Source organism: Aerococcus sp. UMB7834, from assembly GCF_030215145.1.
Lineage (GTDB): Bacteria > Bacillota > Bacilli > Lactobacillales > Aerococcaceae > Aerococcus.
In genome coordinates, this window is the sequence record NZ_JASOLI010000002.1 from 57187 (window position 1) to 78848 (window position 21662).

Genomic DNA, 21662 nt, shown 5'->3' on the forward strand with positions numbered 1-21662 from the left:
CTATCAGCGGTGCTAAAAAATAAGAAGCATTTAATTAAACTGTGCTGGTGAGCATTCGTTACGTTTCTTTAGAATAGGGTGTTTAACATCAATCACCAATGCAAAAAAATTTTTAAAGTAAATTAAAAATAAAATCTAGTTCAGAAGCAAGCACTCATGCCGATTTAGAGGGTTGGAGTGCTCTGTTTCTGTCTAGGGATAAAATACCTAAGGAGGTTTCTATGAGTGAAATAAAATTTATTTCCTTGGGAGGCGTCCGCGAGAATGGGAAGGACATGTACATTGTTGAAATCGATGGCATGATCTATATCCTGGACTGCGGGCTTGTCTACCCACCTAATGAAATGTTAGGGATCGATGTGATGATTCCTGACTTTACATACCTAAAAGAGAATGAGGACCGGATTGCCGGGGTCTTCTTAACCCACGGCCATCCCGATGCTATCGGGGGTCTGCCTTATCTCTTGAAGGAAGTCAATGTGCCTGTTTTTGGGACCGAGTTGACCATCGAACTCTTGAAGGTCATGAGCCGGTCTGTGGGCGTGAAGAATTTCAAAGACTTCCATACCATTGACGACGATAATGAGATCGATTTTGGGGATGTGGTGGTCAGCTTCATTAAGACCACCCACTCTCTCCCAGATTCCGTGGCCATTGTCTTGAAGACCTCGGAAGGTAACATTGTTTACACCGGGGACTTCAAGATGGATGCGTCTGTCTCTGAAGACTATGCCACAGACTTTGCCCGCCTGACCCAAGTAGCTGGCGAAGGCGTTTTGGCCCTGCTCAGCGAATCCAGCAAGGCTGCTTCTTACTTCGAGAATGCCAGCGAAGTGCTGGTTAAGGAGTCCCTCCAAGATGAAGTGGTCAAGGCAGAAGGCCGGGTTATCGTTTCTGCGGTTGCTTCCAACCTCATGCGCCTCCAACAGATCATCGACGTGGCCCAGTCCACCGGCCGCCATATCTTTATTTCAGGGGAAGCTCTGGAGCAAATCATCGATGTGGCCATCCGCTTGGACAAGCTCAAGTTACCGAGCAAGGACCTGATCAAGCGCACCGAGCAGTTGGGCAATTACAAGGATGAAGAAATCATCATCCTTGAGACCGGTAAGTCCGGCGAGCCCCTCTATGCCCTTCAACGCATGGCCAAGGCCCGGGGCAACAAGCAGCTGAAGATCAAGGAAGGGGACCTGGTGATCCTAGCCACCACCCCCAATACCGATATGGAAAAGGTTGTCCCAGAAACCAAGGATATGGTCTACCGGGCAGGGGGCCACACCCTGGAACTCTCGTCCAAGTACCACACCTCTGGCCACGCCTCGCCTAAGGACCTGCAATTCATGCTGTCTATCCTGAAGCCTAAGTACCTCTTGCCCGTATCAGGCGAATACCAACTCATGCATGCCCACAAGCAACTGGCCGAGCAGATTGGTTTCACGGAAGACAGAATCTTCCTCCTCGACAAGGGCGATACCCTGACCTACAAGAAGGGTAAAATGACTCTTGGCGACAAGGTTCCCGCCAGCAATGTCCTCATCGACGGCTCAGGCGTGGGCGACATCGGAAATATTGTCCTCCGCGACCGGACTATGCTCGGGGAAGACGGCATCTTCGTCGTTGTCCTGACTATCTCCCGCCGCGAAGGCAAGATCCTGGCAGGACCAGAGATCATTTCTAGAGGCTTTATCTTCATGAAAGAAAGCGAAGACTTGCTTAAAGAATCAAGCGAACGGGTCCGCAAGGTGGTCCTTGACAACCTGGAAGACAAGAACTTCCAATGGTCCAAACTCAAATCGGGCATTCGTGATGAACTCGGCAAGTTCCTCTTCAAGCAAACCAACCGCCGCCCCATGATCCTACCGGTGATTATGGAAGCATCCAATTACCGCAAGGGTCGCAAGAAGAAGGGCGGAAAGAAAGGATAGTTTATGAAAGCATCACAGCGATTTATGACAATCATTGAAGGCTTTTTACTGGCACTACTAGCTGGGCTCTTGCAGCTGGTCTTCCCCGCTGAACTGGGAGAGACGGGACTGAGTCTGGAGATGGGACTCGTCCTCATCCTCTTCTATGCCTTCCGCCGGGGGGCCCTGCCAGCTTGCTTGGCGGGTGGATTAGTGGGCATTATCCAGCTCTACCAAGTGCCTGACGCCCTGACCAATTGGCCCCACAGCCTGGCCTTGGTTATCGCCTCAGCTGCTGTCGGACTTGCCGGACTCTTCGCCCGCAACCTCCAACGCACCTTGCATAATCGACGGATGTCTTCAGTCTATCTCAACCTGGTCACCGGGTCTTTCATCGGTGTCCTCTGCTACTTTATCTGTCGCTTCGTTGACCAGGTCTGGATCCAAGCCGAAAGCAGCGGCCTCGCCGAAGCCTTCCGCACGAACGGCCTCAGCTTCCTCCTCAACCTAGGCATCGCCCTAGCCATCCTAATCGTCACCCTCAACGTCTCCGCCAAATACTTCATCCCGCGCTACACCAAGTACATCTCGCGCAAAGAACGGTCGAGACTCCTGAACGATTAAAGGGTGTGAGGGAGCGCGTTTAGAAGTGGACCTCTGGAGCAAAAGACCGGAGAAGTCGAGAGACTTCGCAGGGATTTTGTGAAGAGGAGCCACTTCTGCGCAACCGAACCCAACTAGGCAGGGTGCGAGCAGTTGCGTCCAGACTTGAATGACTGGAGCCCAAACGGAAAAGAGCGGCTTTAGCCGATCGTTCCGATTGGGTGAAGTCACTTCAAGTCTGCAACTGCGAACCCAACTATACAGGGTGTAAACAAGAGCGTTTATCTTTGGATGCTTGGAGTAAGTTGGAATAAGGGCAAGTCCCACTTGCACGTTTCCAACTTGCGAAAGCACGCCAAAGCTGCTCTTGCGAACCCAACTAGGGTGTGAGGTCTGGCGTCTATTTGCCTTCCAATGTTTTAAAAGCAAATAGACCGCACCGATTTTTCGAAAACACTCAATCCAAGCTGACAAACCCAAATAAAAAATACTTCATAATCCAAAAAGAGGCCGAAAGCTATGTGGTTCTTTAATTATTTAGTGTTGGCAATTGATGGCTCAGTCACAGTGAGCCAGCTAATTATTTTTGAGCAGTAGTGAAGCTTTGGACCTGGTCCTTAACCATGGCTCTTCAATGAGCTAGTTCAAAAGCGCAACGGATGCTCACCAGCACCATCTCAATCAGAATCAGCTTATCGGCCTCTTTTTTTAAGAGGTGACTGCATGTTAGAAACAACCCAAACTGTTTTAGCCAATTTATTTTCGCTCTTTATTATTGCCAACACCATCCTGGCGGTCTTCACGGTCTTCCGCCAGCGCCGCCCGGTCACTTCGATCTGGGCCTGGCTCTTGGTTTTGATCCTCCTGCCTGGTTTTGGTTTTATTCTGTATTTCTTCGTTGGCCGGCGCCTGTCTGACGACAAGATTTTTTCCCTCTCCCAGCAGCAAGTCATGGGGATGAGCAGCCTAGTCGATAAGTACATCGATGAAGATGGCATGCACCGGGACTTGAAGACCTATCCCTCCAGCCAGCAGAGTCTGATCAAGCTTTTTTACCAGACGGATGATGCCCTCCTGACCAACAGCAACGACCTGGACCTCTATGTCGATGGCAAGGCCAAGATGCACCAGCTCCTGGAAGATATTCGGCAGGCCAAGGACCACATCCATATCCAGTACTACATCTTCTCTTCCGATGAGATGGGTTCCCAGGTAGTGGAAGCCTTGGCTGAGCGGGCAGAAGCGGGGGTCAAAGTCCGCCTGCTCTATGATCCTCTAGGCAGCCGGAAACTCAGTCGTAAGGACATCAACCGACTGGAAGAGGCAGGGGCAGAGACCAGTGGCTTCTTTAGCCGGGGCTACTGGCTGGTCGACCTCCGCCTCAACTTCCGTAACCACCGCAAATTGGTGATTATCGACGGTGACTTGGGCTATATTGGCGGCTTCAATATCGCCAAGGAATATATCGGACGGGGGCCCCTGGGCTACTGGCGGGACACCCACCTGCGCGTTCGCGGGGAAGCGGTCCAAGCCATGCAGACCCGCTTTATCCGCGACTGGTGCGCCTCCATGGACTACAGCTATGACGACTTCCTGGAGATCTCGGATGACGCCCGGTCCTATTTCCCGGAAGTCAACGAGGCAGACCACGGCCACGTGCCCATGCAGATTGTGTCCAGCGGGCCGGAAGACGACACCGACCAGATCAAGCTGGGCTACATCCAATTGATCAACTCGGCCGAGCACACCCTCTACATCCAGACCCCCTACTTTATACCCGATGAGAGTGTCTACGAAGCTCTGGAAATTGCGGCCCTGTCAGGGGTTGAGGTCCACCTCATGATCCCCTGCAAGCCCGACCACCCCTTCGTCTACCGGGCCACCGAGTACTACTGCCGGGAGATTATTGAAAAAGGGGTCCAGGTTCACCGCTATGACAAGGGCTTCCTCCATTCCAAGGTCGTTATTGCCGACGATGAAGTGGCCAGTGTCGGGACCGCCAACTTCGATATTCGGTCCTTCAGCCTGAACTTTGAAGTTAACGCCTTCGTCTATGACAAGGACCTGGTAGCCAAGCTCAAAGCCGCCTACCAGGACGACTTGAAGGTCTCAACAACACTGGACGCCGCCTACTTCGACCAACAATCCTGGTTTAAAAAACTCCGCCAGAACCTCTCGCGACTCCTCTCGCCCATCTTATAATGAAGTGAAAAAGCTGCCCTCTGCCAATAGAGGACAGCTTTTTATCTGGGGTGAAGGAAAGGGTCTTGGTGGGAGCTGGTCGACTTTTGAACTTGGCCCTTAAATGCTTAGAGCTTCAAGACTGCCAGGATAGGGCAGTGCTAACTTTCAAATGACAGCTCCGTTTATGACTAGGGGGTGGCTAACTTTCGAATATGTTAGCAAGTAGGAACGCGTCAACTCGCAAACGAAGGTCTGATTAGCTAGTAGGGTCACGCCAACTCGCGAAGAGGCCCTCGATTAGCAAGTTGTCCTCTCCATCATCATAATGAAAACAAGCTAGCAAGGCCTTGCTAGCTTGTTCATCCTTATTTGATATATTAATAATTGTGCTTGTCCCTGTATGGGACCTATTTATTGGATAGGGAGGGATTTCAAGTTTTCTTTCCCAACAGCTTTGATGGCCTGGATGCGGTCGAGGGCGATGAGGTGGGTGACGGGGTTGAGGGCTTCGGCGAAGACGATGCGTTCTTTGTGGTTGTCGATATGTTTAACAGTGCCAAAGAGGATGTCCTTGGTCAGGAGGGGACCATTTTGCCGGCTGACGGTCAGGTAGATAGGATCGCCTTGGCTCAGAGCCTGGTCCAGTCCGCGGGCGATGGCTAGGGCGGGCATGGTTTGGGTCAGCTGGCTGGGCTCAGTGCTTGGATTTTTTAGGTTCGGCTTAGGGCTGACTGCAGCCAGCTCATTAGCGGGGGTGAAGAGGGCTTTTAGACGTTGATAATGGGATAATTTTTCCATATGAAGGCTCCTTTACTGAAAATTTATCTCGAATAATCGCAAATACCGGAACGGATGTTCTGTACTTTTAGTATATCGAACGCCTGTTCCCTTGTCAATATTAAAACAAAAAATTTGATTCATGTTATAATGGAGCTATCAGATCAGCGACGGGTCAGAATGATAAAAAAATTGTAATCTTACTGTCAAAGGCTGAGATTTATGTTACTATAGTTGTTATATAAATTCAGAGGGTGAAAGGTGTTCTATGAAATCAAAAGGATTATTAGTTGTTTTATCAGGCCCTTCTGGGGTGGGAAAAGGTACCGTACGGAAAGCCTTGTTCGATACGGACCACGATCGTAACCAATTCTTCTATTCTGTCTCAGCAACAACACGTGAAGCGCGCCAGGGCGAAGTGAATGGCCAGGACTATTTCTTCGTTAGCCGCAGCAAGTTCGAGCAAATGATTGAAGAAGAACAATTATTAGAATATGCCGAATACGTGGGCAATTATTATGGCACCCCCTTGGCCTATATTGAAGACATGACCATGCAGGGGAAGGACGTCTTCTTGGAGATTGAAGTCCAAGGCGCCCTCCAGGTGAAACGTCGGATGCCGGATGGGGTCTTTATTTTCCTCGCGCCACCAAACTTGGGCGAACTCGAAACCCGGATCGTCAACCGCGGCACTGACGCCCCTGACGTCATCGCCAAGCGCATGGAGCAAGCCCGGGGCGAATTACAATTAATGACCCAGTATGATTATGTTGTTGAAAATGATGACGTATCCAAAGCTGTCGAAAACATCCAAACCATCATCCAAGCGGAACACCTCAAAGTTGACCGCTTCATCGATGACGTGGTTGAGAATTACTTAGACGAAGGAGAGACTAATTAATGATTATCTACCCATCCATTGACCGCTTACTCGAAAAAGTAAACTCCAAATACTCCCTGTGCAGCGTATCCGCCAAACGCGCCCACGACCTACAAGTCAACCGCAACCCCATGCTCAACGAATACCGCTCACCCAAGTACGTCGGCCAAGCCCTAGAAGAAATCACCTCTAACGACCTAGTTATCGATCCCGAATCGCTAAGATAGGGTGAGAGACTTGGCGGTTAGAGTCGGATGATTGGAGCAAGTCAGAATAAGAGCGAAGCATTCGCTCGCTTCTGACTTGTGAAATCACTCCGACTCTGCCAAGTCGAACCCAACTAGATAGGGTGTGAGACTTGGCGCTTAGCTTTCCTTCACTGGAGCAAGTCGCCAGAGCGGTCTGAAAGACTGCGGCGGAGACTTGTGAAGTGACAAGGAAGCTGTGCGACCGAACCCGACTAAGATAGGGTGTGAGCAAAGGCGTCTAGAAAGGGATGACTGGAGGCAAAGAGGATAAGAGCGGCTGCAAGCCGATCGTTCCACTTTGCTGAAGTCACTCCCTTTCTGCCTTTGTGAACCTGACTAAGGGTGTGAGGGTTTGTGGCCAATCCACAATTGCCCCCTTCGAGTGTGGCTTGCCATCGCTCAATCCACAATAAGACCCTAACAATGTGGGTTAGCAAGTTGCAAGCCACAAATAGACTCCGACAGTATGGATTGCTAACGTTCAACCCTCAAATGAGGGCTCTAAGTGTGGCTTATGATTGAAGTTAGGGTCAGTCAAGCCCATTCCCAGAGCGTTTTTTCAAACACTTCGACCTTTATACAGAAGCTGGAAATCCCATCCAGCTTTTTTTCATATTTGAATTACTTGTTAATTTTTTCGTTAATCTGTTATAAAGCCAAGACGGAAGGGATGCTCAAGCCCACCATTCGTGTTTACATCATTTTTATACAATTATAAATATATTCCCCAACGAAAAAATTTGTTTCTGGCCTTGAATCGTTTAAAATGGAAGAGAAGAGTAATTAGAGAGAGGAGGATTTTGTGAGCGAATCCATTGCACGTGTCATTGTAGACGTCCCGACCCAACAAACCGACCAAGCCTATGACTATGCTATCCCCGAAGAGCTGGCTGGCCTCGTTCAGCCTGGCATGCGGGTGGAGGTGCCTTTTGGTGTCCGAGAAGTCCAAGCCTATGTCCTAGACCTGGTCTCCGCTAGCGATTATGAGGGGGAGCTCCGGCCCCTAACTGCCCTCTTGGACGATGTGCCTGTCCTCAACCAGGAATTCTTGGACTTGGGTCGCTATATGGCCGACCATTATTTTTCTTTCTTGGTGACCTGCTACCACGCCATGCTCCCGCGCCTGCTCAAGGTCAAGTATGAGAAGTACTTCCGGCCTACGGAAAATTTGCCCTATCTCGACCACCAGTATTATTTTGCCGACAAGGAGGCCTATGCCTGGACCCAAGCTGACCAGGACGGCCATTTAAAAAACTTGCTCAAGCTCAAGGACCAGGGCAAGCTGAGCTTGGAATACCGGGTGGAAGACCAGAAGCGGGTCAAGACCGAGAACTGGATCCAACCCCTCCTGGACCGGGAGGACTTAGAGGAAGTCCATGCCGGCCTGTCCAAAACGGCCCACAAGCAGGTCCTCCTCTGTGAACTGCTTATGGAACTCGAGGGTAAGTCCCTGCCCACACGGACGCTGCGGGAGGACTATGACCTCAGCATGCAGACGGTCCGAGCTGGGGAGCGCAAGGGTTGGCTCAAGGTCTATGAACAGGAGGTCCGCCGCGATCCCCTGGCCGACAGCGACTTTGAAGCGACCAAGCCCCTGCCTCTCTTACCTGAGCAAGCCCAGGCCTATGACCAGGTCAGCCAGGCTATGGCTGCCCAATCCGACCAGGTCTTCCTCCTCCAGGGGGTGACTGGGAGTGGGAAGACGGAGGTCTACCTCCAGCTCATCCAGAAGGCCCTTGAAGCGGGACAAAAGGCCCTGCTCCTAGTTCCTGAAATCGCCCTGACCCCCCAGATGGTCCGCCATCTCAAAGGCCGCTTTGCCGACCAGGTGGCGGTCCTCCACAGCCAGCTCTCAGTGGGGGAGCAATTCGATGAGTGGCGGCGGATCAGACGCCAAGAAGCCCAGGTCGTAGTGGGCGCCCGGTCTTCCATCTTTGCTCCTTTAGAGAATTTAGGCATTATTATTATTGATGAGGAACATGAGACCAGCTACAAGCAGGCTGACCAACCCCACTACCATGCCCGGGACCTGGCCAAGTGGCGGGCGGCCTACCACCACTGTCCCTTAGTCTTGGGTTCGGCCACGCCATCTCTGGAATCCCGGGCCCGGGCCCAGAACGGGGTCTACCAGCTCTTGACCATCCGCCAGCGGGCCAACCAGAAGCCCTTGCCTCAGGTGGAGATTGTGGATATGCGCGAGGAATTCCGCCATAAGAATTACTATCAATTTTCCCGTAAGCTGCGGGATGCTATCCAGGAGACCTTGGACCAGGGCCAACAAGTGGCGCTTATGCTCAACCGCCGCGGTTATGCGGCCTATATGATGTGCCGGGACTGCGGCTATGTCTTCAAGTGCGAGCACTGCGACGTGAGCTTGACCTACCATTACCAGGCCCAGTCGCTGGACTGTCACTATTGCGGCTATTCCATCCACCTGCCCCAGCGCTGTCCCCTCTGCTCGAACCAGCACCTGCGGGACTTCGGGACGGGGACGGAGCGGGTCCAAGAAGAGATTGAGGAGCTCTTTCCCAGGGCCAATCTCGTGCGGATGGATAATGATACCACCCGGCGCAAGGGGAGCACGGCCCGGCTCTTGAAGAAGGTGGAGACCGGGGAGGCCGATATTCTCTTGGGCACCCAGATGATTGCCAAGGGCCTGGACTTCCCCAATATTACCCTGGTGGGCGTTATCAATGCCGATACGGCCCTTAACCTGCCCGACTTCCGTTCCAGCGAAAAAACCTTCCAGCTCCTCACCCAGGTCAGCGGTCGGGCTGGACGTGGGGACTTGCCGGGCCGGGTCTTTATCCAGACCTATAACCCCGACCACTATGCCATCCAGCTGGCCCAGACCCAGGACTATGACAGCTTCTATCTCAAGGAGATGGCCTTCCGTAAGATGAACCATTATTCCCCATATTATTACACCATCCGCCTGACCGTCTCCCACTTCGACGAACGGGAGGCCCAGCTAGCCATGAGCCGGCTATCGCGCCTGCTCAGGTCCTATGACCAGGGCCAGGGCACGCGGATACTTGGTCCCAGCCAGGCGCCCATTGCCCGGCTCAAGAACCGCTATTATTTCCAGCTCCTCTTCCAATACCGCCAGCTCGACGGCTTGGACCAGACCTTCAAGGAAATCCAGGCCATGGCCCAGGAATGGAGCAAGAAACAAGTCTATATTGCCATTGATGTTGAACCGATGACGTTTATTTAGGAGGTACTATGAAAAATATTGTCTTTATGGGCACCCCAGATTTTGCTGTAAAAAGTTTACAAGCCCTCTTGGACCAGCCCGACTACCAAGTGGTCGCAGTTGTGACCCAGCCGGACCGTCCGGTGGGCCGCAAGCGGCGCTTGACCCCAACACCCGTTAAGGAAGTGGCCCTAGCCCACGACCTTAAAATCTTCCAGCCTGAACACATTGCCTCGGACCAAGAAATTGCTGATTTCTTTGACCAAGCAGAGCTGGATCTTTTAGTGACAGCGGCTTATGGGCAATTCCTGCCCCAAAGCCTGCTTGAAGCACCCAAGTACGGGGCGGTCAATGTCCATGCCAGCCTGCTTCCTAAGTATCGGGGTGGGGCGCCCATCCACTATGCCATCTGGAAGGGCGACCAGGAGACGGGTGTCAGCCTGATGCAGATGGTCCCTGCCATGGATGCAGGCCCTATCCTAGCCCAGGCTAAAGCCTCAATCGACGACCAGGTCACAGTGGCGGAAATGTTTGACCGCCTGGCTGACCTGGGGGCTGAGCTTTTAATCGACAAGCTGCCGGCCCTTTTTGCCGGGGACTTACAAGCGGTCCCACAAGATGAGGACCAGGCCACTTATGCGCCCAATATCAAGAAGGCTGAGGAGCGGATCGACTGGACAGAACCTGCCCAGGCCATCCACAACAAGATCCGGGCCTTCAACTCCTGGCCAGGTGCCTATGCCCTCTATGAGGACCAGCGCTGGAAGTTCTGGCGGACCGAGGTCTTAGCTGACCAAACGACCGACCAGGCCCCGGGAACCGTTATTGGGATCAAGAAGAAACCGGCCCAGTTCCTGATTGCAGCGGGCGACGGCAAGGTCCTCAATGTCCTAGAAATCCAACCTAATGGCAAGAAGCAGATGGATAGCGCAAGTTTCATTAATGGGGGGGCTGGCCATATTGACGTCAACGACCGCTTCGAATAAGCCAACTCTTAAGCAGTCCGCCCGCTACCAGGCCATGGAAAGTCTGACGGCAGTCTTCCAGGAGGGCGCCTATGTCAACCATGTCGTTAGCCAGACTATCCAGGACCAAGCCGTTGTCCCACGTGACCAGGCCCTCTATACCCAGCTAGTCTATGGGACCCTCCAGTACCAGATCCCGCTCGAGGCCCTTTTCAGCCACATGGTCAAACGTCCCAACCGGGTGAAGAAATGGCTCAAGCAGCTGATTCTCTTAAGTTATTATCAATATTATTACTTGGATGCTATTCCCGAACACGCCATCGTCAATGAGGCGGTTCGGATCGCCAAGAAGCGGGGCAATGCCAGCCTGGGCCGCTTTGCCAATGGGGTCCTCCGCAACAGCTTCCGCCAGTATCCTGACCTGGAGACCTTTATTGGGGAAAAAGCGGCCAGTGAAGTGGAAGTCGCTTCCCTTCGCTATAGCCTCCCCACTTATTGGGTGACCTACTTCAGGGACCGCTTCGGAAAAGAGGCTGAAGACTTGATGGCCTCCCTCAACCAGGCACCAGCCACGGCCATCCGCATCCTAGATTCGGATCGGGCGGCAGCGATTATTCAAGGCCTGGAAGACGAAGGCTATGTGCTCGAAGCCAGCCCCATTAATGCTTCCAGCTACCGGGTGACCAAGGGCAATCCTGCCAACAGCCAGGCCTTCAAGCAGGGGCTGATCACCATCCAGGATGAGTCAGCCAGTCTGGCAGCCCAGGCCCTCAACGTCCAAGCGGGTGACCGGGTTCTCGATGCGTGTGCAGCTCCGGGCGGGAAGACCGTCCAGCTAGCCCAGGCAGTAGGGGACCAGGGCCAGGTCTATGCCTATGACATCCAAGACGCTAAGCTGCCCTTGATCGAAGAGAACCTAGAGCGGACCGGGCTCCGGGACCGGGTCCAAGTGGCCAGCCAGGATGCCCGTCACTTGGGTCAGAATTTTGAAGCAGAGAGCCTGGACCGGGTCTTAGTCGATGCGCCTTGTTCGGGGGTGGGCCTTTTCCGTCGCAAGCCGGACACCCGCTACCACAAGGAGGCTGCGGACTTGACCGCCCTCCAGGCCATCCAAGTGGCCATCTTAGACGAAGTCACCCCTCTTTTGAAAAAGTCTGGCCTTTTGACCTATAGTACCTGTACAATAACAGAAGAAGAGAACCAAGCTGTCGTGGCCGCCTATCTCGACCGCCATCCAGAGATGGCCCTCGAAGCCGTGCCCGTCAAAGAAGCGGCGCTCCAGCGTGCCCAGACAGCCCAGGGGTGTTTGGAAATCTTACCCCATTATTATTCCAGCGATGGCTTTTTTATTGCCAACTTTAGAAAGGAGACAGAGGGAAGTGATTAGATGGAAGTAGCGAAGTTAACGGATATCGGCATCCAGCGAAAGGAGAACCAAGACCAGCTGGGGGATTTTTATAACCAATCCGACCAAGCTCTGCTGATCCTGTGCGACGGCATGGGCGGGCAGAATGCGGGCGATGTGGCCAGTGAGATGGCCCTTTTCCAGGTGGGTAAGGCCTGGGAGGAGACGGTGGATATGACCCACCAGCGGGCCAGGGACTGGTTCCAGCTGGTCCTGCAAGATGCTAATGACCGCTTGATCGAGAAGTCCCAGCAATACCATGACCTAGAAGGAATGGGAACGACCGTGGTGGCCATTGCCGTGATGGACCGGGAGGCGACCATTGCCCATATTGGCGACAGCCGGGCCTATCAGATCCGGGACGGGGCTATTAAGCAGATTACCAAGGACCATTCCTATGTCCAAGAACTCCTGGACCTCAATATGATCTCGGAAGAGGAGGCCAAGGCCCATCCGCAGAAGAATATCATCACCCAGTCCCTGGGCGTCAAGCCGGACTTCTATGTGGATATCGACCGGCTCCACCTCTATCCGGATGATGTCTTTGTCCTCTGCTCAGATGGTTTGAGTGATATGTTGGCAGATGAGGATATCCTAGCCATCATTGACCACTATCCCCACCTGGACGAGTCCATCCAACGTCTGGTGGAAGCGGCCAACCAAGCCGGGGGCAAGGATAATATTTCAGTGATTTTGGCACGGATTGAGGGGAGCGACGAGTATGCGAATCGGGCAGCTCATTGATGAGCGTTATGAGCTCTTAAGTCATATCGGTTCCGGTGGGATGGCCAATGTTTACCTGGCCTTTGACCACATCCTCGAGCGACAAGTTGCCATCAAATTTTTACGTTTAGACTTAGATGATGAAACGGACTCTATCCGCCGCTTTCGGCGCGAGGCCATGTCCATTACCGAACTCGACCATCCCAATATTGTGGACGTCTATGATATCGGGGACAAGGAGCGGGAGAATTATATTGTTATGGAGTATGTCGACGGCAAGGATTTAAAGACCTATATTCGCGACAACCATCCCATCTCGCCCCAGACCTACCAGGCTATCATGCTGCAGATCCTCGACGGGGTCCAGTGCGCCCACGACCACGGTATTGTCCACCGTGACCTCAAACCGCAAAATATTATGGTCAAGGCCGATGGAACCGTGAAGATCATGGACTTTGGGATCGCCATTATTTCGACGGAAACTTCCATTACCCAAACCTCCACTATCATTGGCTCGGTCCACTATCTCTCGCCGGAACAGGCCCGGGGGAGCTTGGCCACGGCCCAGTCGGATATTTATTCCCTGGGGATTGTCTCCTTTGAGATGCTGACGGGCCATGTGCCCTTCGATGGGGAGTCGGCGGTTTCCATCGCCCTCAAGCACTTCCAAGAGGACCTGCCCGCCTTAGACGCGGAAAGATCCCATATCCCCAACTCCATCCAAAATGTGATCTACAAGGCCACGGCTAAGGACCCCAGCGACCGCTACCAGAGCTGCCGGGACATGGCCGAGGACCTAGCGACCGCCCTGGATGCCGAAAATCTAGAAGTGCCCTTGGTCAATGGCTCGGGCTTAGCGGCTGAGACCATTATCCTGGCCAAGCCAGACTTGGACGCTCAGGCAGAGGCTGACAGACTGGACCAGACTTTGGTTTTGCCCACTGCCGGGGCGACTTCGGGGACAACTTCGACAAGCCAAGTGGAAGCGTCAGATCTTAAGCGGTCAGAAGGGCCTCGTCCTGCCCCAGCTGAGGACCGGACTGTAAAGACGCGGTCCCAGGGCATCTGGGCCAAGCTCCAGTCCCTGCCGCGCTGGTTAGTAGCCAGTGCCCTGGTCGTCCTCCTGCTTCTGTCAGTGACCGTTTACTCGGCCATGACCCGGGTCCGAGTGCCCGATGTGGCCAAGATGACCCCCGACCAAGCCGTCCAGCTGATCCAAGAAGCCGGCCTCCGGGTAGGGGACCAGCAGGAGGAAAGTTCGGAAGACATCCAGGATGGCCGGGTCACCCGGACCGATCCGGAAGCCAGCAGCCGGGTCAAGGAAGATGCTGAGATTGACCTCTATGTCTCTACCGGTCCCAAGAAGGTCACCCTCAAGGACTACCGCGACAAGCCTTTTGACGAGGCCAAGCGCGAGCTAGAAGATGAGGGCTTCAAGGTGAAGAAGGAAGAGGTCTATGATAACCAGATCAAGTCCGGCCATGTGGTGGACCAGGACCCAGGCTCAGGCCAGGAAGTCCAGGTCAAAGGGACCACGGTGACACTCAAGGTCAGCAAGGGGAAGGAGACCTTTAGCCTCCAAGACTTGGCTGGGAAGACCCAGTCCGAAGTTCAGGCTTATGCGGATTCGATTGGTCTTAACCTGACCACTTCCAGTGAGTATTCCAACCAAGTGGAAGCAGGCCGGGTCATCCGCCAAAACCCTTCGCCTTCGACCAAGGTCCAAGCCGGTGACAGCCTGTCTGTGGTCCTTTCCCTAGGCCCTGAGAAGCCAGCCACCGTCCAGTTCTCCCACACCATCACCATCCCTTACAGCGATCCAGCTGAGGGCGAGGAAGAGGAAGAAGAGGAGAGCCGGTCATCATCCAGCTCCAGTTCCTCCAGACACTCCCGCCAAGACCGCCGCAATGACAGCACGGTCGGCCTGCGCAACTTGGCAGAACCGACCGCCCTCTTCAAGTCATGGCGGACCTGGCCTGTCTGGACCCGGGTCCAAGCCAGTGAGTGGACCAAGGACCAGCCGCTCTTGGCCCGTGGTGAGAACCATATTGAGATCTACATTGATGACTACAACCATTCCTATGCCAGTCCTGCCGACAGCTTCACCATTTCCCGGGATACCTCCTATACTCTGGATTTTGAAACCGTGGAAGGTGACATCGCCTCCTTCAAGGTGGTCCGGGACGGCCGTACCATTATAGAAAACCGGGTGAAAGCCAGTGACTAAGACAGACTACCAAGGACAGATTGTCCACGCCCTGAGCGGTTTCTACTATGTGGAAGAAGCTCAGAGCCATCAACGCTATGAAACCAGGGCTCGGGGCCAATTTCGAAAGACTAAGACCAGCCCTTTAGTCGGGGACTATGTGCGTTTTATCGCCGACCATGACCGGGAAGGCCTGATCACAGAGGTCCTGCCACGCAAAAACCAGCTCCAACGGCCCCCTGTGGCTAATGTTGACCTGGCCTTCCTCGTGGTCTCAGTCAAGGAACCCAGCATCTCGCCCAAGCTCTTGGACCGCTTCCTGGCTTATCTGGCCTATGAAGGCATCGAGGTGGTCCTCTATTTCAGCAAGCTGGATCTCTTAGCAGAAGACGAGCGGGCGGAAGTGGCAGACTTCATGGCCCTCTATGAAAAAATTGGCTACCGGGTCTTCCAAAGTGATGCCCTGGACCTAGCTGACCTGGAAAGCTTTAGCCAGGGCCAGACCATGGTCGTGGTGGGCCAGTCGGGGGTGGGCAAGTCGACACTCCTCAACCGCCTCTTGCCCGAACTTGACTTAGAGACGGCAGAAGTCTCCAAGTCCCTGGGCCGGGGCCGGCATACCACCCGGGATGTCCAGCTCCATGACCTCTTAGGGGGCAAGTTCTTGGATACCCCAGGCTTCTCCTCTATCGACCTGCCGGACATGGAAGCGGCCGAGCTGACGGGGTGTTTTCCAGATATCGCCGCCTATGCTCCCGCCTGCAAGTTCCGCGGCTGCCTCCACCTCAAGGAGCCCAAGTGTGCGGTCAAGGCAGCGGTAGCGGAAGGGGAGATTGAAGAATCTCGCTATACCTCCTACTGCCAGCTCCTGGACGAACTCGCCAAGCGTAAACCCAAGTATTAGAAACTATATGAAAGAAGGAATCCAAATGAAAATTGCCCCATCTATTCTCAGCGCTGACATGTCAGCCTTTGCGAGTGAAGTGAAACGGATTGAGGAAGCCGGTGCCGACTGGGTCCATATCGACATCATGGACGGCCACTATGTCCCAAATCTAACCTTTGGGGCACCCATTGTCGCCGCCCTCCGTCCCAAGTCCAAGCTCTTCTTCGACTGCCATCTCATGGTCAGCCGGCCCGAAGACTATGTGGACAGCCTAGCTGAAGCAGGCGCGGACCAGATGACCGTCCATGCCAATGCTAGCCAGCACCTCCACGCCCTGATCCAAAAGATCCACGGCCAGGACATGAAGGCAGCAGTGGCTTTGAATCCTGCTGATCCTGTAAGCTTGGTGGAGCCGGTTTTAGGCCAAGTTGACATGGTCCTTGTGATGACCGTCAACCCCGGCTTCGGCGGCCAGGCCTTCCTGCCTGAAGTGACCGATAAGATCAGTCAGCTGGCCCAAATCCGCGATGAACGAGGCTTGGACTTCCTGATCCAAGTCGACGGCGGGATCACAGACCAGACCATCAAGACCTGCTACGACAAGGGGGCGGATGTCTTCGTCGCTGGCTCCTATGTCTACGGCCAAGAAGATGTGAAAAAAGCCATCCTTTCCCTGAGAGAAGCGGTGATCTAATGAGTCATGCGCAAGCCTTGCTGGTGGGGAGCGGGGACTTGGATGCCAAGTGGCTGGAGAGCCTGGACCTGGGTCCGGATGACTTTTGCCTGGGGGTGGACAAGGGAGCCCGTCGACTCTTAGAAGCCGGCATGCCCTTGGACCTGGCCCTTGGTGACTTCGATTCGGTGACAGCGGAAGAGAAGGCATGGATTTGTTCAAAAGCCAAGCAAGTGGTGGAACTGCCCGCCATGAAGGACGCCACCGACTTGGAGGAAGCTCTGGACTATCTCTTAAAGATGAACTGGCAGGGGACCATCCGGTGTTTGGGCTTTCTCGGTGGGCGCTTGGACCACACCCTGAGCATGGTCTGGTTGGGTTACGAGGATCGCTACCGGGAGATTCTCGAGCAGTTGACCTTCGAAGACCCCTACAACAGCCTGGGCTTCCTCTTGCCCGGTGACCACCAAGTCGACCGCCAGCCCGATAAGAAGTATCTGTCTTTTATTGGCCTGGGACCGGTGGCGGACTTGACCTTGAACCAGGTTGTTTATACCCTGGACAACTACCAGATGACCACCCCGCGCGCCTTTATCTCCAACGAATTCCTGCCCGATGTGTCGACCATGACCCTGAGCTTTACTTCGGGGCGTCTCTTGGTGATCCAGAGCCGGGATGCTTGGCGGTAAAAAAATCTTGCGAGGGACTGGACTTTATGCTATGATTGTTTGGTACATGATTTTTGAACGAAGGGAGTATGATGACATAATGGCTAAAGAATGCTACTTCACAGGTCGTAAAGCAAAAACAGGAAATAACCGTTCTCACGCTTTAAACGCTTCAAAACGTTCATTTAAAGCAAACTTACAAAAAGTTCGTATTATTGAAGACGGTAAACCTAAACGTGTATGGGCGTCAGCTCGTGCTATCAAATCAGGTCTTGTTAAGCGTGCCTAAGACTTATAAATAAAAAATGGAGCTGGGATTGTGGTCTCGGCTTCTTTTTTTGTGCTTAAAATTAAATGGTGCTGGTGAGCATGCGTTCCGTCTTGAGTTTGATCGTTAAATCTTGGAGGACCAAGAACGGCTTTCGCCGTTTTGTACTATATCCGTAAGTCGCTAGTGTTCCAGCAGCTCATCGACAATGTTATAAGTGAAACTGGTGCATCATGGACACTTTGTCTTTTTCTTTTATCTAATTTTTCCCCTTAAATGGGTTGACATATGAAAAGTCGTTCAATTATAATAAGATTACGAATGAGTAAGATTTCATGTAAGCCTTTGATTGATAGATGAACAAATATTCATATAATCGCGATTTAAGGAGGAAAATCAAATGTCTGAAAAAAGTTTAGAGGTCCAAGGGCAGGCAGCCCGGGCGGCCCATGAAGACCAGCACGACCATGACGGCAAGTTACCGGTTATCATGTACTTTGTCGGCTTAGCAGCTTTCTTTGTCGGCCTATTCCTGGAGGCCCGGGGCTTAGCCTATGCCAACCTAGCCTTCACAGTGGCGATTGTGACCGCTGGCTACCATATTATTCTCGAAGGTTTTGGCGATACCATTCGCAAGAGTCTCGAAAATAAGAAATTCTTACCCAATATCCACTTCCTCATGGCCCTAGCTACGGCCGGTGCCATGGCCATTGGCAACTTCGAAGAAGGGGCGCTCTTGATTGTGATTTTTGCAGGGGCCCACTTCTTGGAAGACTATGTGGACGGCAAGAGCAAGCGTGAGATTACCAATCTCCTGCAGATGAACCCAACAGAGGCCCGCTTGATTTTGGCCAATGGCGAGACCCAGCTGGTTCCTGTCGATCAGGTGAAGGTGGGCGACCAGTTGAAAGTCCTCAATGGCGACCAGATTCCAACTGACGGGGTCATCCTGTCGGGCTTGACCACGGTTGACGAATCTTCCATCAATGGCGAGAGTATGCCTAAGGAGAAGGGGGAGGGTGACGAGGTTTTCGGTTCGACCATCAACGGGACCGGGACCTTCACCATGGAGGTCACCAAGGACAGTTCAGAGACAGTCTTCGCCCAGATCCTAGACATGGTCAACCAGTCCCAGTCCAGTCTGACCAAGACCGCCAGCCTTATCCAGCGCCTGGAACCCAAGTATGTGACCTTTGTCCTCCTCCTCTTCCCCTTCGTCCTCCTGTCCGGTCCCTACATCTTCGGCTGGACCTGGGAGATGAGCTTCTACCGGAGCATGGTCTACCTAATCGCCGTTTCCCCTTGTGCTCTGGCTGCTAGCGCCGTGCCCGCGACCCTGTCCACCATCTCCAACCTGTCTAAAAAAGGGGTCCTGGTCAAGGGTGGGGCCTACCTCTCCAAGGTCGCTGAGCTCAAGGCCATCTCCTTCGATAAAACGGGTACCCTAACTTACGGCAAGCCCAGCGTGACCGATGCCTACTTCGATGCCTCGGTCGATGAAGCGGCCATGGTCGATATCCTTGTTGCCATGGAAAAGGAATCCAACCATCCCCTAGCTACTGCCATCCTCAAGCACTTCACGCCCCAGACTGCACCTGTTTTAACTGTTGCAAACGAACTGGGACGGGGCTTGTCAGCCAACTACCAAGGCCAGGCCTACCGGATCGGCAAGCCTTCCTCCTTCGACCAAGTCAAGGCAGACTTTAAGGCCAAAGAAGAAGCGCTGGGCCAAGAAGGCAAGACCGTGGTTTACATGGCGGTCAATGAAGAAGTGGTCGGCCTGATCGCCCTCATGGACCTGCCCAACCCAGCGGCCAAGGAAGCCATCGATTACTTTAACCGGGAAGGTATCCACACCACCATGATCACCGGTGACGCCAAATTAACCGGGGAAGCAGTGGGCCGGATGATCGGCATCCAGGAAGTAGTAGCCAATGTCATGCCCGAAGACAAGGCCAGCATTGTGGCGGACCAGAAGACCCGCTTCGGCACCACCGCCATGCTAGGGGATGGGGTCAACGACGCACCCGCCCTCGTCAAGGCCGATGTGGGCGTGGCCATGGGGGACGGAACGGACGTGGCCATGGACGTAGCTGACCTGGTCCTCATGCAAAACGACCTCTCCAAGATGGTCTACGCCCACCACTTAGCCAAGAAGATGGACCGGATCACCTGGCAAAACATCGCCTTCTCCATGCTGGTCGTGCTAACCCTGGTCACCCTCAACTTCCTTGGCAAGATGGACATCGCGATTGGCGTCATCATGCACGAAGGGTCCACCATCCTCGTCATTATTAACGCCCTCCGCCTCTTACTGACCCCACGTGAGTTTAAATAAGCGGGCGAATAAAAGGATGCTGGTGGACAGCCAAGCTCCACTGCGGCTCACAAATCAATAGCCGTACTTTATCCATTGCTTGAAATAAAAATGAAAAGCGAACGCTTGTGAATGACTAGCGTTCGCTTTTTTGACGGTGGGAGTGAAGGGAAGCCAGACGGGGCTCTCAAAAATAGAAACGGACAAATCACTAACATTCTTGACCATAAAGACTGAGAACCTGCCACTTCTCAAGGGGACTGGCAGTATCGGCACGAGAAGCTGCCACTTCTCAAGGGGACTGGCAGTATCGGCTTGAGCAGCTGCCACTTCTCAAGGGGACTGGCAGTATCGGCACGAGAAGCTGCCACTTCTCAGAGGAACTGGCAGTATCAGCTTTAGAAGCTGCCTTTTTTCAAAGGAAGTGGCAATATCGACTCAAGAACCCGCCACTGCTCAAAGGAAATGGCAAAATCTCGATTTCTTATTGCCTTATCATTTAAGATAAGCTTTTGTATTTCTCGCGATTGAAAATGCCTAGCACAATTAAGGTCATAGAAGAGTTAAGATTTGAGCAGGAGTGGAGCTTGAAAGTGATCGTTAGCCATGAATTAGCAAGGATAGGGTGTGACGGCTAGCGGGAGAAATAGAGCTCTGGAGCCAAAAGACAGAGAAGACTGCAAGTCTTCGGCGGCTATTTGTGAAGAGGAGCTATTTCTGCTAGCCTGAACCCGACTAAGCAGGGTGAGAGGGCTGGCGGTTAGCTTTCGTTCACTGGAGCAAGTCACCAGAGCAGTCTGCAAGACTGCGGCGGGGACTTGTGAAGTGACACGAAAGCTGCCAGACCGAACCCGACTAGAAGCGAATTACGGGGCGTAGGCGTAAACCGTACGGACCCAAACCTGCTCCAAAAGTCAACCCTGACTCCACTTCACAAAATCTAGGCGAGCCTTTAGCAAGGCTCTTCTAGATTTTGCTCCAGTGGTTCAGGCTTAACCGACTTTTGTCGCACTCTAATTCTTTGAAGCTCGCTAGGTGAGAAGAAGGTAGCAACGCTGCTGGCGCAGCCTTGAACTTCATCTCTAAGTCGCTCCGCTCCAAGAGCTGAAGCTGCTCGAACCGGTGCCACGGCTCTTCAAGGGCCAACTTCAAAAGCGCAACGCATGCTCACTCGCAATTACTATTAAGCAACCTATATTTACGATTTACCAGCTTTTTAAATAATAAATATCTTAATTTACATAATTTAGCTAAAGAATATAGTATAATGAGAGAGAATGTGTAGAAATTGTGCTTTGAATCCGTTACACTATTCATAAGGATTTTTTAAATTAATAGCTTCATATATCTATAAGGAGGCTTTTTAGATGACAGTAAAAATGGAAGCAAAACATGGTGAAATTGAAATTAGTGACGAAGCCATTGCCATGGTAGTCGGCAAGGCCACCACCCAAAACTACGGCGTGGTCGGCATGGCCTCGAAGAATCAAATTCGTGACGGCATCCAAGAAATTCTCAACCGAGAAAACTATGCGCGCGGCGTGGTGGTCCACAGTGAAGACCAACGCGTGGTTGTAGATGTCTATATTATCGTGAACTATGGTACTAAGATCTCCGAAATTTGTCGTAACGTCCAAAGTTCTGTGAAGTTTGAGTTGGAGAAGGTCCTAGGCCTCTCTGCCAACGTGGTGAATGTCTTTGTCCAAGGCATTCGAACGGATGTCGACTAGGAAAGCTTGAGGAGGTTTAATGTGAATTC

General features: G+C 52.9%; 17 protein-coding genes. 16 read left to right on the top strand and 1 reads right to left on the bottom strand.

All coding sequences use genetic code 11. The features are described from left to right. The first annotated feature begins 221 nt into the window (after window positions 1–221). From QP339_RS01865 to cls, 3 genes are all read left to right on the top strand, one after another. A complete protein-coding gene (locus QP339_RS01865; RefSeq protein ID WP_070617538.1) occupies window positions 222–1925 on the top strand; it encodes a ribonuclease J in 1704 nt (567 codons plus the stop codon). 3 nt (window positions 1926–1928) lie between these two features. After that, a complete protein-coding gene (locus tag QP339_RS01870) occupies window positions 1929–2528 on the top strand; it encodes an energy-coupled thiamine transporter ThiT (protein ID WP_284910173.1) in 600 nt (199 codons plus the stop codon). 702 nt (window positions 2529–3230) lie between these two features. After that, a complete protein-coding gene (cls, locus tag QP339_RS01875; RefSeq protein ID WP_284910175.1) occupies window positions 3231–4709 on the top strand; it encodes a cardiolipin synthase in 1479 nt (492 codons plus the stop codon). Window positions 4710–5102: 393 nt separating this feature from the next. On the opposite strand, the gene QP339_RS01880 is transcribed toward cls, so the two are convergent. Then, the gene (locus tag QP339_RS01880) at window positions 5103–5489 is read right to left on the bottom strand and encodes a hypothetical protein (RefSeq protein ID WP_284910176.1); all 387 of its coding nucleotides are present in this window, start codon (window positions 5487–5489) and stop codon (window positions 5103–5105) included. A 247-nt stretch (window positions 5490–5736) separates the two neighbouring features. Between QP339_RS01880 and gmk the strand changes: the two genes are divergently transcribed. The 13 genes from gmk to QP339_RS01945 all read left to right on the top strand — a co-directional run bounded on the left by gmk (window position 5737) and on the right by QP339_RS01945 (window position 21633). Continuing rightward, window positions 5737–6369, top strand: a complete 633-nt coding sequence (gmk, locus tag QP339_RS01885) for a guanylate kinase (RefSeq protein ID WP_067972310.1) — start codon at window positions 5737–5739, stop codon at window positions 6367–6369. Continuing rightward, on the top strand, window positions 6369–6575 hold the full coding sequence (gene rpoZ, locus QP339_RS01890) for a DNA-directed RNA polymerase subunit omega (protein WP_067972308.1): 207 nt from the start codon (window positions 6369–6371) through the stop codon (window positions 6573–6575). Before gmk ends, rpoZ begins: the two co-directional genes overlap by 1 nt. A gap of 823 nt (window positions 6576–7398) precedes the next feature. Further along, on the top strand, window positions 7399–9813 hold the full coding sequence (gene priA, locus QP339_RS01895) for a primosomal protein N' (protein ID WP_284910177.1): 2415 nt from the start codon (window positions 7399–7401) through the stop codon (window positions 9811–9813). 8 nt (window positions 9814–9821) lie between these two features. After that, entirely contained in the window at window positions 9822–10778 is a 957-nt protein-coding gene (gene fmt, locus QP339_RS01900; protein ID WP_284910178.1) for a methionyl-tRNA formyltransferase, read from the top strand. Continuing rightward, window positions 10753–12144, top strand: a complete 1392-nt coding sequence (gene rsmB / locus QP339_RS01905) for a 16S rRNA (cytosine(967)-C(5))-methyltransferase RsmB (RefSeq protein WP_284910180.1) — start codon at window positions 10753–10755, stop codon at window positions 12142–12144. The genes fmt and rsmB overlap by 26 nt, the downstream gene beginning before the upstream one ends. Beyond that, on the top strand, window positions 12145–12906 hold the full coding sequence (locus QP339_RS01910) for a Stp1/IreP family PP2C-type Ser/Thr phosphatase (RefSeq protein ID WP_070619305.1): 762 nt from the start codon (window positions 12145–12147) through the stop codon (window positions 12904–12906). Beyond that, entirely contained in the window at window positions 12884–15112 is a 2229-nt protein-coding gene (gene pknB / locus QP339_RS01915) for a Stk1 family PASTA domain-containing Ser/Thr kinase (RefSeq protein ID WP_284910181.1), read from the top strand. Before QP339_RS01910 ends, pknB begins: the two co-directional genes overlap by 23 nt. After that, a complete protein-coding gene (gene rsgA, locus QP339_RS01920) occupies window positions 15105–15995 on the top strand; it encodes a ribosome small subunit-dependent GTPase A (RefSeq protein ID WP_070619310.1) in 891 nt (296 codons plus the stop codon). Before pknB ends, rsgA begins: the two co-directional genes overlap by 8 nt. 19 nt (window positions 15996–16014) lie before the next feature. Next, entirely contained in the window at window positions 16015–16671 is a 657-nt protein-coding gene (gene rpe / locus QP339_RS01925; protein WP_284910320.1) for a ribulose-phosphate 3-epimerase, read from the top strand. Beyond that, entirely contained in the window at window positions 16671–17339 is a 669-nt protein-coding gene (locus QP339_RS01930; protein WP_284910182.1) for a thiamine diphosphokinase, read from the top strand. The genes rpe and QP339_RS01930 overlap by 1 nt, the downstream gene beginning before the upstream one ends. A gap of 79 nt (window positions 17340–17418) precedes the next feature. After that, window positions 17419–17607 carry a 50S ribosomal protein L28 gene (rpmB, locus tag QP339_RS01935; RefSeq protein WP_067976505.1) on the top strand — a complete coding sequence of 63 codons (189 nt, stop codon included), beginning with the start codon at window positions 17419–17421 and terminating at the stop codon, window positions 17605–17607. A 379-nt stretch (window positions 17608–17986) separates the two neighbouring features. Beyond that, window positions 17987–19924 carry a heavy metal translocating P-type ATPase gene (locus QP339_RS01940; protein WP_284910183.1) on the top strand — a complete coding sequence of 646 codons (1938 nt, stop codon included), beginning with the start codon at window positions 17987–17989 and terminating at the stop codon, window positions 19922–19924. Between the two features lie 1346 nt (window positions 19925–21270). After that, on the top strand, window positions 21271–21633 hold the full coding sequence (locus tag QP339_RS01945; RefSeq protein WP_067972279.1) for an Asp23/Gls24 family envelope stress response protein: 363 nt from the start codon (window positions 21271–21273) through the stop codon (window positions 21631–21633). Window positions 21634–21662 lie beyond the last annotated feature (29 nt).

Bases quoted from the DNA above. Each gene is read 5' to 3' on its own strand.
- QP339_RS01930 (WP_284910182.1), top strand. From the start codon at position 16,671: ATGAGTCATGCGCAAGCCTTGCTGGTGGGGAGCGGGGACTTGGATGCC.
- pknB (WP_284910181.1), top strand. From the start codon at position 12,884: ATGCGAATCGGGCAGCTCATTGATGAGCGTTATGAGCTCTTAAGTCAT.
- fmt (WP_284910178.1), top strand. From the start codon at position 9,822: ATGAAAAATATTGTCTTTATGGGCACCCCAGATTTTGCTGTAAAAAGT.
- QP339_RS01870 (WP_284910173.1), top strand. From the start codon at position 1,929: ATGAAAGCATCACAGCGATTTATGACAATCATTGAAGGCTTTTTACTG.
- cls (WP_284910175.1), top strand. From the start codon at position 3,231: ATGTTAGAAACAACCCAAACTGTTTTAGCCAATTTATTTTCGCTCTTT.
- QP339_RS01945 (WP_067972279.1), top strand. From the start codon at position 21,271: ATGACAGTAAAAATGGAAGCAAAACATGGTGAAATTGAAATTAGTGAC.
- QP339_RS01865 (WP_070617538.1), top strand. From the start codon at position 222: ATGAGTGAAATAAAATTTATTTCCTTGGGAGGCGTCCGCGAGAATGGG.
- QP339_RS01940 (WP_284910183.1), top strand. From the start codon at position 17,987: ATGTCTGAAAAAAGTTTAGAGGTCCAAGGGCAGGCAGCCCGGGCGGCC.
- QP339_RS01880 (WP_284910176.1), bottom strand. From the start codon at position 5,489: ATGGAAAAATTATCCCATTATCAACGTCTAAAAGCCCTCTTCACCCCC.
- QP339_RS01910 (WP_070619305.1), top strand. From the start codon at position 12,145: ATGGAAGTAGCGAAGTTAACGGATATCGGCATCCAGCGAAAGGAGAAC.
- rpmB (WP_067976505.1), top strand. From the start codon at position 17,419: ATGGCTAAAGAATGCTACTTCACAGGTCGTAAAGCAAAAACAGGAAAT.
- gmk (WP_067972310.1), top strand. From the start codon at position 5,737: ATGAAATCAAAAGGATTATTAGTTGTTTTATCAGGCCCTTCTGGGGTG.
- rpoZ (WP_067972308.1), top strand. From the start codon at position 6,369: ATGATTATCTACCCATCCATTGACCGCTTACTCGAAAAAGTAAACTCC.